The organism is Streptomyces yamdrokensis, from assembly GCF_053890455.1.
On the sequence record NZ_CM132679.1, the window covers coordinates 7,637,988 to 7,653,245 of the forward strand.

At 69.7% G+C, this 15,258-nt stretch carries 12 protein-coding genes and 2 pseudogenes; 9 read left to right on the plus strand and 5 right to left on the minus strand.

Annotation, left to right across the window (positions count from 1 at the left end; translation table 11 throughout):
• Window positions 1-262 precede the first annotated feature (262 nt).
• Window positions 263-832: a hypothetical protein gene (locus ACWZEH_RS33685; protein ID WP_456194843.1), complete on the plus strand. Its 570-nt coding sequence runs from the start codon at window positions 263-265 to the stop codon at window positions 830-832.
• Between the two features lie 601 nt (window positions 833-1,433).
• Here the strand turns inward: ACWZEH_RS33685 and ACWZEH_RS33690 are convergent.
• Window positions 1,434-2,006 carry a DUF6328 family protein gene (locus ACWZEH_RS33690; RefSeq protein ID WP_456194844.1) on the minus strand — a complete coding sequence of 191 codons (573 nt, stop codon included), beginning with the start codon at window positions 2,004-2,006 and terminating at the stop codon, window positions 1,434-1,436.
• Between the two features lie 900 nt (window positions 2,007-2,906).
• On the opposite strand from ACWZEH_RS33690, the gene ACWZEH_RS33695 reads away from it, so the two are divergent.
• The 5 genes from ACWZEH_RS33695 (at window position 2,907) to ACWZEH_RS33715 (ending at window position 8,961) form a co-directional block, all read left to right on the plus strand.
• Window positions 2,907-3,659, plus strand: a complete 753-nt coding sequence (locus tag ACWZEH_RS33695) for a (5-formylfuran-3-yl)methyl phosphate synthase (protein ID WP_456194845.1) — start codon at window positions 2,907-2,909, stop codon at window positions 3,657-3,659.
• An 8-nt stretch (window positions 3,660-3,667) separates the two neighbouring features.
• Window positions 3,668-5,077, plus strand: coding sequence for an aldehyde dehydrogenase family protein (locus ACWZEH_RS33700; protein ID WP_456194846.1), 1,410 nt, complete (start codon window positions 3,668-3,670; stop codon window positions 5,075-5,077).
• On the plus strand, window positions 5,074-6,174 hold the full coding sequence (locus tag ACWZEH_RS33705; protein ID WP_456194847.1) for an alcohol dehydrogenase catalytic domain-containing protein: 1,101 nt from the start codon (window positions 5,074-5,076) through the stop codon (window positions 6,172-6,174). The genes ACWZEH_RS33700 and ACWZEH_RS33705 overlap by 4 nt, the downstream gene beginning before the upstream one ends.
• 132 nt (window positions 6,175-6,306) lie before the next feature.
• Window positions 6,307-7,212: a class I SAM-dependent methyltransferase gene (locus ACWZEH_RS33710; protein WP_456194848.1), complete on the plus strand. Its 906-nt coding sequence runs from the start codon at window positions 6,307-6,309 to the stop codon at window positions 7,210-7,212.
• A 1,347-nt stretch (window positions 7,213-8,559) separates the two neighbouring features.
• Window positions 8,560-8,961: a hypothetical protein gene (locus tag ACWZEH_RS33715; protein WP_456194849.1), complete on the plus strand. Its 402-nt coding sequence runs from the start codon at window positions 8,560-8,562 to the stop codon at window positions 8,959-8,961.
• Window positions 8,962-9,241: 280 nt separating this feature from the next.
• Here ACWZEH_RS33715 and ACWZEH_RS33720 read toward each other — a convergent pair whose 3' ends face one another.
• A complete protein-coding gene (locus ACWZEH_RS33720) occupies window positions 9,242-9,775 on the minus strand; it encodes a 2'-5' RNA ligase family protein (RefSeq protein ID WP_456194850.1) in 534 nt (177 codons plus the stop codon).
• Window positions 9,776-10,062: 287 nt separating this feature from the next.
• On the opposite strand from ACWZEH_RS33720, the pseudogene ACWZEH_RS33725 reads away from it, so the two are divergent.
• The 3 genes and pseudogenes from ACWZEH_RS33725 to ACWZEH_RS33735 form a co-directional block, all read left to right on the plus strand.
• Window positions 10,063-10,265 (plus strand): annotated as a pseudogene (locus ACWZEH_RS33725) (hypothetical protein); the annotation flags it as partial.
• Between the two features lie 546 nt (window positions 10,266-10,811).
• Window positions 10,812-11,153 (plus strand): hypothetical protein, encoded by a 342-nt coding sequence (locus ACWZEH_RS33730; protein WP_456194851.1) that lies wholly within the window; start codon window positions 10,812-10,814, stop codon window positions 11,151-11,153.
• An 843-nt stretch (window positions 11,154-11,996) separates the two neighbouring features.
• Complete coding sequence (locus ACWZEH_RS33735) at window positions 11,997-12,827, plus strand: restriction endonuclease (protein WP_456194852.1); 831 nt, start codon at window positions 11,997-11,999, stop codon at window positions 12,825-12,827.
• A 208-nt stretch (window positions 12,828-13,035) separates the two neighbouring features.
• Here ACWZEH_RS33735 and ACWZEH_RS33740 read toward each other — a convergent pair.
• The 3 genes and pseudogenes from ACWZEH_RS33740 to ACWZEH_RS33750 form a co-directional block, all read right to left on the minus strand.
• Window positions 13,036-13,173, minus strand: a pseudogene (locus ACWZEH_RS33740) (IS3-like element ISRhosp1 family transposase); the annotation flags it as partial.
• 374 nt (window positions 13,174-13,547) lie between these two features.
• Window positions 13,548-13,907: an STAS domain-containing protein gene (locus ACWZEH_RS33745; protein WP_456194853.1), complete on the minus strand. Its 360-nt coding sequence runs from the start codon at window positions 13,905-13,907 to the stop codon at window positions 13,548-13,550.
• Complete coding sequence (locus tag ACWZEH_RS33750; protein ID WP_456194854.1) at window positions 13,904-15,232, minus strand: PP2C family protein-serine/threonine phosphatase; 1,329 nt, start codon at window positions 15,230-15,232, stop codon at window positions 13,904-13,906. Before ACWZEH_RS33750 ends, ACWZEH_RS33745 begins: the two co-directional genes overlap by 4 nt.
• Window positions 15,233-15,258: the final 26 nt, after the last annotated feature.

Genomic DNA, 15,258 nt, shown 5'->3' on the forward strand with positions numbered 1-15,258 from the left:
GGTGAGGACCCGCCTGCGGAGCACGCCGGGTGCTCCGTGGCTCTGGATGCGCCCGAGCAGTACGGACCACCGTAAAAACCTCCTGCGGCAACGGAGGGACCGCCTGGATCCGAGCCCGGACACGGTTCCGCCTGACGAGTTGCCATACGCAAGCGGATCACCCGCCCGGGTCAGCAGTGATGGCGGCGGGAGCAGGGCCGGGTGAGGGTGGAGGAGTGCTCGATGTTCCTGTCAGCTCACCACCTTTCGAAGGAGCACTCTCGTGTCCGAACGCAATACCTGGATCCGCAGCCTGCACGACCTGGGCCTGGCAGCCTGGTTCGGCGGTTCACTCATGGGCGCGGTCGGTCTGAACGGCGCGGCCAAGGAGGAAGGCGGAACGGACCAGGCCAAGGCACTGATCGCTTCGTCGGGTTGGGCGAAGTGGACGCCGGTCAACGCCGCTGCCATCGGTGCGCACCTCTTCGGCGGCGGCGGCCTGCTCGTGGCGAACACCCACCGGATTGCCGCACAGAAGGGTGTGGCCGCCTCCACTACGGCCAAGACCGTCGTCACCGCCGGGGCCCTGGCCGCCACCGCTTACGCCCGCGTTCTGGGCAAGAAGGTCGAGCTGGCCTCCTCGACCGACCCACAGGACGTCGAAAAGGCGGAGCAGCACCCCATCGACATCGACAAGGCCCGGCGGCAGCTGGCCTACGCGCAATGGGCGGTGCCGGCCCTGACCGGATGCCTGGTGATCCTCAACGCCCTGCACGGCGAGCAGCAGCGTCCCGAGGAACAGTTGCCCGGCATGTGGGAGCGTGCCCGCTCCGCCGCCCCTTTCATCCCGTGAAGACCGTGAAACGCCGGCAGGCCGTCTCCACCGGGTGAGGCGGACGCACATGCGGAATGGATGAGGTTGCTCGCCCTGTCGGCGACGGTGGTGACCTCCGTGCCGCCGGGCCCGTCCGGCAGCACGTCTGCAACAGGCCTGTTCACCGCCGAGGCCCTTCGGGGCCTGCGGCACCGTGCGGGCCTTCCCTGCGCGGACGGTGACGGCGAACATGGCAGGGCCGCCCCGCACAGCGTGGAGCTCGCTGCTGGGCAGGGACCGCAGCGTGGGGAGTCCTGCCCGTTCGGGGTGAAGCGGGCCTGGGCAGGAAAGCCCTCCGGCTCTGTGGTCCAGGGCCGGGGGGTTTCCTCACGTCCGGTCGGCGGCAGCGGCGCGGGTGAACGTCTCCAACGGCAGCCTGGTGTCGGCCGCAACCGGCTTCGACATCGCCGACATCGGCCGGAAACCCCGGCTCACCCGCACCTGCAACTTTTTCCAAGCCGTCTGGGGCAAGGCCTCGCAGCGCTGGTGGCAGGCCTGTGCGCGCTACCTCCAGATTGTCGGCGGTGAGGCGGAAACTGTCGACGGACAAGTAATCGAAGCGATGCCTGCAGAGCATCCGTCAGGAAGAGTCCTGCTGTGCCGCTCGGCGGGTCGAGCGACGGCGCAGCCACAGGGGGAGGGCGTACCAGGACAGGGCGAACCACAGCATCACCGCGCCGACAAGCAGCTTCGCCATGAGGCCCGGTACGACAACGTGCAGGATCAGGAGCAGGGTGCAGCCGATCGTCACGGCCAGCAGAGCCATGCCGCACATCATGAGCCGGTGCGCCACCTCCACCATCTCGTCCTTCATGCGCTGCCCGGACAGGAAGCGGTGGATCGACACCGGCGCTATCAGGGATGCGGTCGCCGCCGCGCCCGACAGCACCGTGATGACGTAGACGACGTGGTCGAACGTGCCCAAGTCGTGGAAGAGGGGAGTGAAGGCGACGCTGAGCAGGAAGCCGAAGAGGATCTGGACTCCCGTCTGAGCGACGCGCGTCTCCTGCATGATCTCGTTCCACCGGCGATTGACGCGCTCACGTGGGGTCTCCGACGCCTCTTCCCCAGGAGAGGTGGCGTGACCGCCGCACCCACCGCACCGGTCGGTCTTTGCTTCCGGCCGCTCGGTCGACTCCACCGTCAAGCTCATGTTTCCTCCCGTTCCGAACCTCCGTCTGCCCGCCCGGCTTCGTTGCATGCCGACAGCAACCGGCGTTGCCCGGGCCTGATCGAGCATGTGAGCAGGCCGGACACGTCAGGAACCCGGACCGGACCGGAAGCTGCGCGTCTCCCCTCCTGCACCTACCGCTTCTCGGTGAACGTTCAGGTCGTCGTGGATGCGAAGACCCGACTCCTGGTGGCGGCGGCCGGTACCCGGCGCCACCGCGTCCGCGTCGAGCACGTCATCGGCGCATGAAGAACCACAAGACCTTCCGCGTCTGCCGGCAGGGAGGCGACGGCCTCCACCACGCCACGCAGGCCGTCGGCCGGATGCGCGATCTCGACCTCACCACATGTCGCCGATCACACTCAGGGACTTCGCCCCGGTCAGCACGGTCGCCACCGCCACGGGCAGCGGTGCGTCCGGTTCCGGCCGGGCCGGTTGACCCAGGCCGCGAGGCACCGGAGAAGACTCGGATGCGGGCACGGGCTCGCTCGGTGATCATGCGACGCAGACACCCACACGGTCACCGGTACCGTGCCCGCAGTCGTTTCCGGTCCTCGCGAACCAGGCGCGGCACCACTTCACCGGACGACCGCGGCGGACCCGGCGTGTCGCGAACGTGCGATATCCCTGGGAAGGGGCCGGGTCCTCCAACGCCTGGATCGGGACGGCTCAACAACGGCCCTCCTCGACACCGCGACGGCCTTCGAGCAGGCGTGGACGGCGCACTGAGGGGGTGCACATGGCATGGCGACGCCCCGTTAGGACTCCGCGCGCTCTGCCCGAGGTCACGGACTGCAGTGATGATGAGGTGACCGCAAGTGATCCTGGCGACTGCGCACCCCTGCCCCTCGGCAGGCGGACGTGTGGTGGAAGGAGCCTACGTTGTTGCTTCTCATCTCTCCGGACAGCGTCGAGGAGGCTCTCGACTGCGCGAAGGCGGCGGAGCACCTCGACATCGTCGATGTCAAGAAGCCCGACGAGGGTTCGCTCGGTGCGAACTTCCCGTGGGTCATCAAGGCGATCCGCGACGTGGTCCCGGCGGACAAGCCGGTATCCGCCACGGTAGGGGACGTACCGTACAAGCCCGGCACAGTGGCCCAGGCGGCGCTCGGCGCGGCTGTCTCCGGAGCCACGTACATCAAGGTCGGCCTCTACGGATGCACGACGCCCGAACAGGCCGTCGATGTCATGCGAGGAGTCGTCCGGGCGGTGAAGGACCATCGACCGGATGCGTTCGTCGTCGCCTCGGGGTACGCCGACGCCCACCGGATCGGTTGCGTCAACCCGCTCGCACTCCCCGACATCGCCCGCCGTTCCGGCTCCGACGGGGCCATGCTCGACACCGCGATCAAGGACGGGACACGGCTGTTCGACCACACCCCGCCGGACGTCTGCGCGGAGTTCGTGCGGCTGGCCCATGAGGCCGGTCTGCTCGCAGCCCTCGCAGGCAGCGTCAAGATCGGCGACCTGGGCGAGCTGGCCCGCATGAACACGGACATCGTGGGGGTGCGCGGGGCGGTGTGCGAGGGGGGCGACCGCAGCGCCGGCCGGATTCAGCCGCAGCTGGTGGCCGCCTTTCGGACGGAGATGGACCGGCGTGTCCGGGAACACGCAGCCGTCGTCGCCACGAGCTGACCGTCGGCATGGAGGCAAGGCTTTCCCGCGGCGTGCCCGGAACCCACGGAGGGCACTTCGTCGTCGTCGATCCGGCGACGGGCGAGGGTTTCGACACGGCTCCCGACCGGCAGCCGGACGAGTTGGACACCGTCGTCGACCGGGCCCACGCCGCCTGGCGCAGCTGGCGGGACGACCCTGTCGCCCGTACGACCGCGTTGCTTGCGGCAGCCGACGCCGTGGAGGCGGCCGGGGCCGATCTCGCGCCCCTGCTCACCCGTGAGCAGGGCAAGCCTCTGGCCGAATCGCACGCCGAGGTCGCCCGTACGGCCGCCCGTCTGCGCTATTTCGCCGAAATGGATTACGGACCTCAGCGGCTCGCGGACGGCCGAGCGGTACGCAGCGAGATCCGCTGGCGATCGCTCGGGCCCGTCGCAGCGATCGTCCCGTGGAACTTTCCTCTTCAGCTGGCATCGGCGAAGTTCGCACCGGCGCTCGCCGCAGGCAACACGATGGTGCTCAAGCCCTCCCCGCACACGCCCCTCGCCACGCGGCTGCTGGGGTCCGTCGTCTCAGCCGCCCTCCCTGAGGACGTACTGACGATCGTCACCGGCCGCGAACCCCTCGGTGCCCGCCTCGCCTCCCATCCGGGGATCCGCCACGTGACCTTCACCGGTTCGGCCCCCACAGGGCGGGCCGTCGCGGAGGGGGCGGTGGCCTCGCTCGCTCGGGTCACCCTGGAACTGGGTGGTAATGACGCCGCGATTCTGCTGGAGGACGTGGATGTGGAGGAGATCGCGGACCGGCTGTTCTGGGCGGCGTTCCGCAACTGCGGGCAGGTCTGCATGGCGGTCAAGCGTGTCTACGCTCCGGTCCGGCTCTGTTCCGAGGTGGTCGAGGCACTCGCGCAGCGCGCGAAGACCGTTGTCGTCGGCCCCGGGCTCGACCCCGGTTCCCAGCTGGGGCCGGTCAACAACGCCCCGCAACTGGCCCGCGTCGAGCGCTACACGAACCAGGCTCTGGCAGACGGTGCTCGAGTCGCGGCCGGTGGCTGCCGACTGGACCGGCCGGGTTACTTCTTCACTCCGACGATTCTGGCCGACGTGCCGGCCGGCAGCCCGGTGGTGACGGAGGAGCAGTTCGGCCCGGTCCTGCCGGTGCTGCCGTACGGAAGCCTTGACGAAGTCGTCGAGGCCGCCAACAACACCGGTTTCGGGCTGGGCGGCTCGGTATGGGGGACCGACCTCGACCGGGCCGAGGCGGTGGCCGACCGGCTGGAGTGCGGGACTGTGTGGATCAACCATCACGCCGAACTGTCCCTCGCCCAGCCCTTCGCGGGTGCCAAGGAGAGCGGTGTCGGTGTCGCGGGAGGGCCATGGGGGCTCTACGGCAATCTCAGACCGTTCGTCGTACACCGCCCGGAGGAGGCACGACCGTGAAGTTCGGCGCGGCGGTACTGCGCTCGTACGAAAGCCCCTTCGCCGTGGAGGAGGTGACCCTGGACGCGGGACCGGCCAGCGGCGAGGTCCTGGTCCGCATCGCGGGCTGCGGGATGTGTCGGACAGATCTCGCCGTCCGGCGTCCAGGGGGCCGTTCGCCGCTGCCGGCGGTGCTCGGCCACGAGGGTGCCGGGGTCGTGGTGGAGACGGGCGGCCCGGACACGGGGCTGAGTGTCGGCGACCATGTCGTGCTGAGCTTCGACTCCTGCGGACATTGCCGTAACTGCAGGGGCGCGGCTCCCGCCTACTGCGACTCCTTCGCCTCGCTCAACCTGTTCGGAGGGCGCGGGGAGAACGCGGCGCGGTTCATCGACACGGCTGGGAGCGAACTGGCTCCCCGGTGGTTCGGCCAGTCCTCGTTCGCCGAGTACGCGATGGTCCTGGCCCGCAACGCCGTCCGGGTCGATCCCTCACTGCCTCTCGAACTGCTCGGGCCGCTCGGCTGCGGCTTCCTCACCGGTGCCGGGGCGGTTTTGAACTCCTTCGGCGTCGGTCCCGGAGAGACCGTCGCTGTCTTCGGCGCGGGAGCGGTGGGTTTGGCCGCGGTGCTGGCGGCCACGGCCGCCGGGGCGGTGACCGTGGCCGTCGACCGACACCCCGAACGGCTGACCCTCGCCGAACGGTTCCACGCGCTCCCGCTGCACGCCGCATCGTCCGACCTGCCCGGCCACATCCGGCGACTGACCGACGGGGGCGCGCAGTACGCACTGGACACCACGGGCTCCGCCCAACTGATCAACGACGCGCTCCGGGCCCTGCGCCCAACCGGTCACCTCGGGCTGGTGGCGCGGCTCCATACCACGTTGCCACTCGAACCGGGGGCACTGGACCGGGGCCGGCGAATCTCCCACATCTGCGAGGGAGACGCGGTTCCCGGACTTCTGATTCCGAGGCTGACGGCACTGTGGCAGGCCGGATGGTTCCCCTTCGACCAGCTGATCCGTACGTACCCGCTCACCGACATCAACGAGGCCGAACGCGATTGCGATGCGGGCCGCGTGGTCAAACCCGTCCTGATTCCGGAGAGCGGAAGCTGATGCGTGAGCTCTTCGACGCACGCCGCTGCCTGTCCGACCGGCTCGGCCCGACGGCCGTCTGACGTCCACCGGGGTGTTCGGCAGCGTCTTCCCTCTCCCTTCTCATGATCTCGCATTTTCCAAGGAGGACACATGGTCGGCACAGCGCAAGGGGGCCCCGGGACGGGAGGCGTGGACGGAGGAGTAGGTGTGACTGCTCTCATGGTCGCTGCGGCACGGGCTATCGAGACCCACCGCGACGACAGCCTGGCACGGGATGTCTACGCGGAGCACTTCGTGCTCGCTGCATCCGCGTCCGCAGGCTGGCCTGTCCGGATGCACCAGGTTCCGGACGGGGACGCGAACCCCCTGTGGGGGCGCTTCGCGCGTTACTTCGGTCTGCGCACGAGAGTGCTCGACGACTTTCTTCTCCGGTCGGTGCAGGCGGGCGCACGCCAGGTGGTCCTGCTCGGCGCGGGACTGGATTCCCGGGCGTTCCGGCTCGACTGGCCCGCGCGCTGCGTAATCTTCGAGATCGAGAGGGAAGGTGTGCTGGCGTTCAAGCATGATGTGCTCAGCGGCTTGTCAGCCACTCCGAGGGCGGCGCGCGTACCGATTCCGATCGATCTGCGTGCCGACTGGGTGGGAGCACTGACCGACGCCGGCTTCGACGCGACCGCACCGACAGCGTGGCTGGCGGAGGGGTTGCTGTTCTACCTGCCCCGCGCCGCCGAGATCCATCTCATCGACACGGTGGACCGGTTGAGTACGGACGGGAGTGCTCTGGCCTTTGAGGTCAAGATCGAGAAAGACTTGCTGGAGTATCGCGACAGCCCGCTCTACACCGCGACAAAAGAACAGATCGGCATCGACCTGCTGAGCCTTTTCGACGGAGAGCCGCGGCCCGACTCCGCCGGGGACCTGGCGGACAGAGGCTGGTCCACATCGGTCCACACCCCCTTCGACTTCACCCGGAGGCTCGGGCGCGGCCCGCTGCCCGAGCAGAACGACGCACTGGAGGGCAACCGGTGGGTGTTCGCGAGCAAGCCCTCGGTGTAATGACGCGCCCCGGACGAGAGCCGCGGAAGGCCGGCCCCACCTCGGGATTGACGGTTTCTTCGAGCTTCCGCACGAGGCGCTGGAAGCAAGCCGCTCGGTCGTCCCGCCCGTCGGACCGTCGTCCGGCACGCGTCCGGACTGATTTCCCGAACGCCCCAACAGGACACTGGGTTGTTGCCGACCCGGTTGAAGCGCTGGCCGGTTGGCGCGGGGTGGCGTTGGAGAAGAGGTGAAGCTCCTGGTAGGTGGATCGTCGACCGGGATCAACCTGTCCGCCCTGGCCATCATGTGCTTGTCCACCCACCGGGGACCGATCTGTCCAGTTCGACGCTGCACCACCCGGCCCGTCTGCTGTCCCCCGGTGCCTGGAGCGTGGGAGGCGCCGGCTCACCGGGGACCGGCAGGCTCTGCTGGTGCTGGCCCATCTGCGCCACGACACAGCCGCTCATCCCGGGAAGCGTGTCCGGCCACTTCGTTGGCCAATCGTCGGGCCCGGCCGCAGGGGAGGTGGAGCCCGGCGACGGCTGTCCCTAGGACCGATCGGTGTCGGAGTCGGGCATTGCGGTGCGGCCCCATGGACGCCGCTGATCTTGACTGCCGGGCCTGGGCGCTCTCCGGCTGTGTTCCCCCGCATCCGGTCGCCCGACTCTTCGAGCTCGGTCATGCCGAGGAGGTGGAGTTCCTGGCCGGCCTCGGGGAGTGGTTCTGTCCGCGAGAGCAGGCACGGCTGCTTGGGGGGAAGAACCACCAAGCGCAGGCGTTGGACCTGCTCGCCCCGTACGTCGCCACGGGTCGGTGGAAGGCGGCCGGGACCATGGCCGAGCTGTTGGAGGGGTGGGGGAGGGCCGAAGAAGCGATCGCGCTGGTTCGCCCATACGCAAAGGCCGAAGATCCGCCCATACGCAAAGGCCGAAGACCGGTCGGCGCCAGAGTTCTCCGGGCGCCTCCTCGCCCGGCACGGTCGAGGTGACGAGAGTGAGGGTTTCGCCTTGCTCCGCTCGCACATTCAAGATTGATTCCTCGCCTCAGCTCTGGTTGACGTCGCCGAGGGCACGGGCAGGGACGAGGAAGTCGCTGTACCGTTGACTGCGCGCACAAAGACGGCATGCCGACACGGTTTGCGCCTGTCCCAATCCCGCCCGAGCAGTTGCCCCGACCCTGGTGTCCGATCTGGCCGCCAGGTTGCGGGAAACCGAACCGGCCCACGAGCGGCCCGTTTCCGTGGCCGTGACGATGCCCCGGTCGTGTGTGATGATCACGATGGTCGTGCCTTCCTCGAGGCGCCTGGCACTGGAATTGGCCGACTGAGCGGCCAGACTGTCGGACCGCACCTCTACAGTCGCCTGCATGACCAAGCCGTTGATCCGGGCCACCGAAGCCGGGGGGAAGTCCATCGACGACCCGTCGGAGGTGGACGTCCATGACCTGCTCGCCGACATGAATCTGTCGCACCCGTTCGTGATCGTCGAGCGGACCGACAGGGAACCCGTGGACCAGCACTTCATGCAGGTCCACCTGAACGCCGATTTCAGTTACCAGGTCGAGTACCGCGAGGGCGGTGACCACCTGCACTTCGAGGCGCATGTGCCGTGGCGGGGGGACATCGTCGGGCCCGAGCCGGTGGCCAAGGTCATCGGGGACTGGATGCGCGGCGGCGATGGCTGGCGCACGGCACTGCCCTGGACTCCGCTCCTTCCGGTTGGCGAGGACAGACCGCAGGGTGGGGGTCCGGGGCCCGGGGGCCGCTGAGCCGTCAGGCCGTATGTTCGGCGGCGCCGCGCTCGACGCAGGACTCGTTCCCCTTCGGATCCGCCGGTGTCACCCATCCCCGGCAGTCCTTGACGTCGGAGACACGAGAACGGGGGTGTCCGACATGGAGGACCTGGGTGTCTTCCTCGGCCTGGACGAAAATGGATGCCGCAGTGATCGCGGTCGCCGCCCGAACGATGCCGCACACACTGTGCTTCCTGCTTCCTGCTTTCTGCTTCCGGGCGTGTCACGCTTCCGTATCGGCGGTCTCCGGCGGTCTTCACCCGGGTGGGAGTGAAGTGACGGTGCGGGTGCGCGAGTCGTAGATGCGTGCGGTGACGAAGCGGCCGCGCACGGGCTTGTCGTGCAGACCGGGCGGCAGGAGCCGGCCGTCCGGCATGTTCCACGCCGGTCGGCGACTGCGGCCGAGGGTGATGTGCGGCTGCCAGGTCTTTGGCAGGAGCAGGGGGTGGTCCGGCTCGCACCCCGTGGCGAGAAGCGCGTCGTGGACGGCGGCGTGCACGGCGAGGAGTTCGGGGACGCGCCGTACGCGCCAGGCGAGCACGTGCGTGCGGCCGGAGAAGCGCACGAGCCCGTCGAGGACGGCGGGACAGTCCAGGCCGCCCAACAGCACCCGTAGCTCCTCCTCCGCCGCAGCGGTCAGGGAGCCGACCGCTGCCAGTGTCAGATGGGGCCGGTTCGTCGGATGACCGTGGTGCGTCTGGCTGGGCTCTCCTCGCGCGGCCAGATGCTCCCAGACATGCCGGACCCTGCGCTCGGTCTCCTGGTCGAGGAGCAACTCGACCGTGTTCACCACTCCGCTCCACGGGGCCGCGCCAGGCGTTCCGGACGGCCGCCTCCGCCCTCAAAGCCGCAGAGAGACCCGGCGCGAGGAGATGCGTCACGGTAGCGGCCGCGCTCAACGCCTGCTCGCGAGACAGGTCCTCCTTTCTTGCGCCGTTGCAGCTCATGCCGTCGCCCAGTGTCCGCCGCAGCCATCACCAGGCGCCACGCCGGAGCAGACGCCTGCACCCCCTTGCCCACCGCATCGCCGAGCGGATCTCCCGCAGGTGTCGCCATGCTTTGTTCCCCTCGTTTCAGCGTCCGATCGAGGCGTGGGTGTGCTGCGACAACGGCCGCTACCTCGATGCCTGGCACCAGCGGCTGCGCGACGCCCACCCTGCCACCATGGCCGACCTCGGCGTGAACGCCGACCTGGGCCCGGAAGACTTCCTGGCAGTGGGGGGACGGCTACCGGCAGCGCGGCCCCGGGGCGGCGATCGTCGTGTCGGCCATGACAGCGGCCGCCGCGCCGGCAGCCTGGAAGAGGTCAGCTCCACAGGCATCGAGCACCTGGAGTTCGACCTGCAGACCTGCAGCAGCCGCGCTCCGAACAGCCCGCCGGCCCCGGATGAGCCGAGGCGCGACAGCTGACACGAAGGCACACCCGTTGTCACCGAGGCGGCGGCTTCGAGCGAAGTGCCCGCCTGCCCCGCACCGTCGGTCTGCGCTGCGGCGAGGGCTCGGATCCACGAAGCGAGTGACGTCGAACGAAGCGCGTGACGGTTAGCGCTGGGGACGGTGCGCGTTGCCCAGCGGGTGCGGGGCCGGCTGGGGAACGGGGCGCCGGCCGAGCGGACGAGAGCCGTACGGAGGCGCACAGGACGCCGACGGGCTGGTGGGCCGGTGGGCTGGTGGGCTGGTGGGCCCATGAGATCATCGTGTCCGCGGCTCTGGGGGCCCCGGCGCTGTCGTCCTGGCGGCCACAGGCTGAGCGGCTTGACCGGAGCGCCGGCGACACCGGACTGTGGCACCTGGGGAGGGGCATGGGGGACAGCGGGACAACGGAAGTGCGCCGGAGGCGTGCGCGTGCCGAGCGGCTGACCGAAGGACTGACCGTCGCCGTGGCGTCGGTCCTTGCGTTCGGCCTGCTGGCCGGCCCGGTAATCGTCTTCGGCACGACCGCCTGGTACCTGGTCACCGGCACCACCGCGTTCAGCAGGCTCTCGGCCCCGGTGACCTTCCTCGCTCTCGTGGCGCTGCCGTTCGTCCTGGCCCGCGTGGTGTTCCGCTCGGGCCGGCGCAAGGGCAGTGAGCGGCTGACGGCGGCGGTTCCGGCGGTGCTGACGCTGCTCGGCTCGTCCGTCGTGCCGTTCGCGGCTCTGTGCCTGATCGTCGTGTACGCGGACTGACCTCCGGCCACGGCGGTCCGCCCGACGTTGGCAGAGGCAGGTTTGTCGTCACTTGCGGTCGTCGCCCGGTGCCTGCGGGCTGCCTGCACGGGGTGTCCCCTGTGCAGGCCACCACTGCTGTGGTCGCGGCACTGAGGAAGAGCATGAACGTCCAGGACCTGTCTGCCATGTCTGTGCGACCGGTACGGAGTGGCTCTTCCCCCGCGTGTTCGAAGATGTCGATGGCAGCGGCGAGGGCCTCTGTCGGCAGGCCGCGCTTCGTGGTGCGACGAAACCGTACTCGGTAGGTGTCCGGGAGCCGGCCGGCAGGGACGAGGCCGTCCCGGATGACAAAGGCATCCCGGCGATCAAGGCGTCGCGTGCAGGTCCGCGTGCCGAGGTCTGCTCGCCGGGCATCGCGACGGGACAGTCTCGCGTCACGCCCTGGCCTGGTGACAGGAGGGCCGCTGATTGATCGTCTGTGGCAAGTGGCGTGCCTCCCTGGTGACGGCCGGGCCGCTTTGGCCGGGCCTCTTCTGCCAGCCTGCTCGGCTGCCTCACGCCGACCGGATTCGAACAGCGGCTGATCACATCGACTGGCTGCCACTCGCCGCATGAAACCCGGCGCCCACTCCCGGGAACCAACCTCACATACGTCCTCGGCCTTCGGCGGGCGCACGCGGGAGCCGTACGAGTGGCAGCGGTTCCTCATGCGGTGACGCAGCCGACCCGGCGGCGGCGTGGGCCTCGCCGACAGTGCGGAAGCCCGGCGAAACGGGTGGTCGCACCGGTTCGATAGAACCTCCCGTACCTGGGCAGACGCCTCTTGATCTTCGTTGTCGTCCTTGGAGGGGAAGCATCACCATGGCCGTACCCACACGTGCTTCGCGCTCCGCGCGCCGCTCCCGCCGGTTCGAACTGCGGGCGACGGCCCTGTACTTCGTCCTTCTCGCCGTCATCCTGACATTGGCGGGCACGGCTGTCCGTACCGCGACGGCCGCCGCCGAACGCCGTCCTGCCTGGGCCGTCGCGCTCGTCCTCGTGGGCGTCGGCGGTGTTGTGGCCGCCTGTCGCAGAAGGCGCAGGATATCGGCGGCGAGGCTCGCGCGCCACGCCGCGGAAGCCCTGGACGAGGCCACGAAGACGGCGGTCGAAGCCCTCGACACCGCTCCACCGACTCCTGCCGCCGGACCCGTGGCAGCACGGACCGATGCCCGCGGCGGCCGCCTCGAGGTGGAACGGACCGTCCCCCTCCTTGAGCCCGTGAACGAGGTGTCCGCGGACACCGGGGAGATCGGCTATGAGGCGCTGGACCCCACCGAGTTCGAGCAGGCGATAGCCGAGCTGTGCCGACGCGACGGCTGCCTCGACGTGGACGTCGTGGGCGGGGCCGGTGACCTGGGTGCCGACGTCGTGGCGAGGACGCCGGACGGGCGCCTGGTCGTCATCCAGTGCAAGCGGTACTGCGAGGCCAACCGGGTCGGTTCCCAGGACATGCAGCGGTTCGGCGGCACGTGCTTCACCGTTCACGGGGCCGATGTCGCCGTCGTGGTCACCACCAGCGACTTCACCGCTCCCGCGATCGAATACGCCGAGCAGTGCGGCATCGTGTGCATGGACGGTCAGGAGCTCCTGCGCTGGCAGGACGGCGTGGGGCCGCGCCCGTGGGAGCCGGAGTCCGTGGCCGGCGGGTGAGTGGCGGGGTGTCCAGGTGCCGGCGAAGGCGTACTGCGGCGCGTGGACGGATGACGCGTGTGCCGCGGGCGTGGTTCAGCGACGGTGACGGGCCGCTCGGGGCGGTCGTCGATGTGGGCCAGGGCGTCGCGCAACATGGCCGGGTGCGTGTTCAGCCGGTCGGGTCCGACGGGGCCTGAGGCCGACCCCCGGGAGTGGGCACCGGATTTCATGCGGCAAGCGACAGCGTACGTGAAGTGACCAGCCGCCGCTGTTCGAACTCGACGGGTGTGAGGTGGCCGAGGGCGGAGTGACGGCGACGCCGGCTGTAGTACGGCATCCGGCGGAACGGCTCGAACCGGGCCTTCGGTGCAGGTGCGCCCGGCGCCTGCCGCCCGGTCGAGGCGACGGCGTCCTTCCAGAACTCCTCCGGGTACGAAGACCTGCGTCCCACCTGGACACCCCTACCTGGACCTTCAAGGTCCATTGTCAGGGTGTCCACTCCCCGGGATCAGCCTCACACCACGAGCCGGCTCTTCTCCAGAGCCGGGCGGTGAACGCCGGACACAAGTGGTCACCATGGTTCATGTCCTGGACCTGGCGGTCCGGCCTGCTCACGGCATCCCCGTGTCGTGTTCCCGCGTGGCCGGACAACCGCGTACCGGACACTGCGTCCACAGCCGGGGCACTGCGGTACGGCGGTCGGTCGGAGACCGAGCGTGTGGACAGCGGGGCGCGGGGTCAACGTTGCAGGGCGGAGACGGCCTCCCGGGCGGTGGCGTGGAAGGTGAAGACCTGGTCGAGTCCGACCACCTGGAAGACGCGCATCTGGTCCGGGTTGACGCCGGCGAGGCTGAGCGGTGAGCCGGTTTCTCGTGACCGCTGGTAGACGGTGAGGAGCACCGTGATTCCAGTGGAGTCGCAGTAGGTCAGCCCGGACAGGTCGATGATCACACCATGGCTGTCGAAGGGGGCTTCTTTGACGGCCTGGGTCAGGAGTGGGGCACTGTGGTGGTCCAACTCACCCGTCACCTCCAGTACGAAGGGACCGGCGGGGGTCTGTCGCGGGGTGACGGTCAGCAGGTGTTCGGGCTCGGTCACCGTTTCTCCTGATTGCGGGGTTCGGGCTGTGCGGGTACGGGCAGGGCGAGCAGCGCGGTGTCGTCGCTGACGCCGTCGCCCAGGAGGTGCAGGAGTGTTTCGACGGAGCCCAGTAATCCGTCGGCGGAGCGGTCCTCGGCGTGGACGTACGTGGAGAGCAGGTGCTGGGTGAGTCCGTCCTCGTCGAGCATGGTGCCATCCGGGGTGCGTGCCTCGGCGAGACCGTCCGTGTAGAGCAGAAGGCTCTCGCCCGGTGACAACCGCGTGGTGGTCTGTACGAACTGGGGGTCGGGCAGCATGCCCACGAGTTGGCCGCCGGCGGTGGAGATCGGTTCCACCCTTCCGCTGGCGCGTACTGCGAGGGCCGAGGGGTGCCCGCCGCCGGCGAGAGTGACGGTGAAGGAGCCGTCGGCAAGGGGCTGCAGCACGCCGAAGACCGCCGTGCAGTAGCGGGGGGCGCCGCCTTGGTACTCGCCCTTGAGGACGCTGTCGAGGTTGGACAGCGCGGTGCACGGGTCGGGATCGTGGATGGCGGCGGCGCGCAGGGTGTAACGGGTAAGCGAGGTCAGCGCGGCGGCCTCGGCGCCCTTGCCGCACACGTCCCCGAGGAAGAAGGCCCAGCGGCCGTCGTCGAGGGGGAACAGGTCGTGGAAGTCACCGCCGACCTCGTGCGGGGAGGCCGTGTGGTAGGCGGCTGCCGTCTGCAGGCCGGGGGCCGTCGGCAGGGCCGGGGGCAGCAGGGTGCGCTGCACAGTCCGGGCGAGGTGTTCGGCTTCGGTGCGCCGGTCGCGTTCGGCGGCGACGGTGCGGATGGCCGACAGGCGCAGCTCGAGTTCGTCCATGACCAGCGCGGCCAGGTCCTGCAGGGGCTCGAGTTGGACATCGGTCGGCTTGCGCGGTCGGGTGTCGAGGACGTCGACCGTGCCCAGACGCTGCCCGTCGGCCGTGGTGATGGGCGCGGCGGCGTAGAAGCGGGCGCCGACGTCGCCCCGGACGAGGGGGTTGGCGAGCGCGCGGGCATCGGTCGCGGCGTCGGTGACCACATAGGGTTCGTCGTGGAGGGCGGCGGAGGAACACAGGCCCGGATCGCGGCGTATCTGCGTGACGCCGGTCAGTCCGTGGGCGGCCTTGAACCACACTCGGTCGGTGTCCACGATCGCCACCGTGGCCATGGGCGCGTCGAAGATCCGGGCAGCCAGGCTTGCGATCCTGTCGATCGCGCGGTCCGGCGGCGTGTCCAGGATCTGGTAGCGCCGGACCGCGTCGAGGCGTCTTCCCTCGTCGGACGCTCGTGGCAGGGGGACCTGCAAAGGACTTGCTGCCACCCTTACTGCTCCCTGTCGTGCGTCCG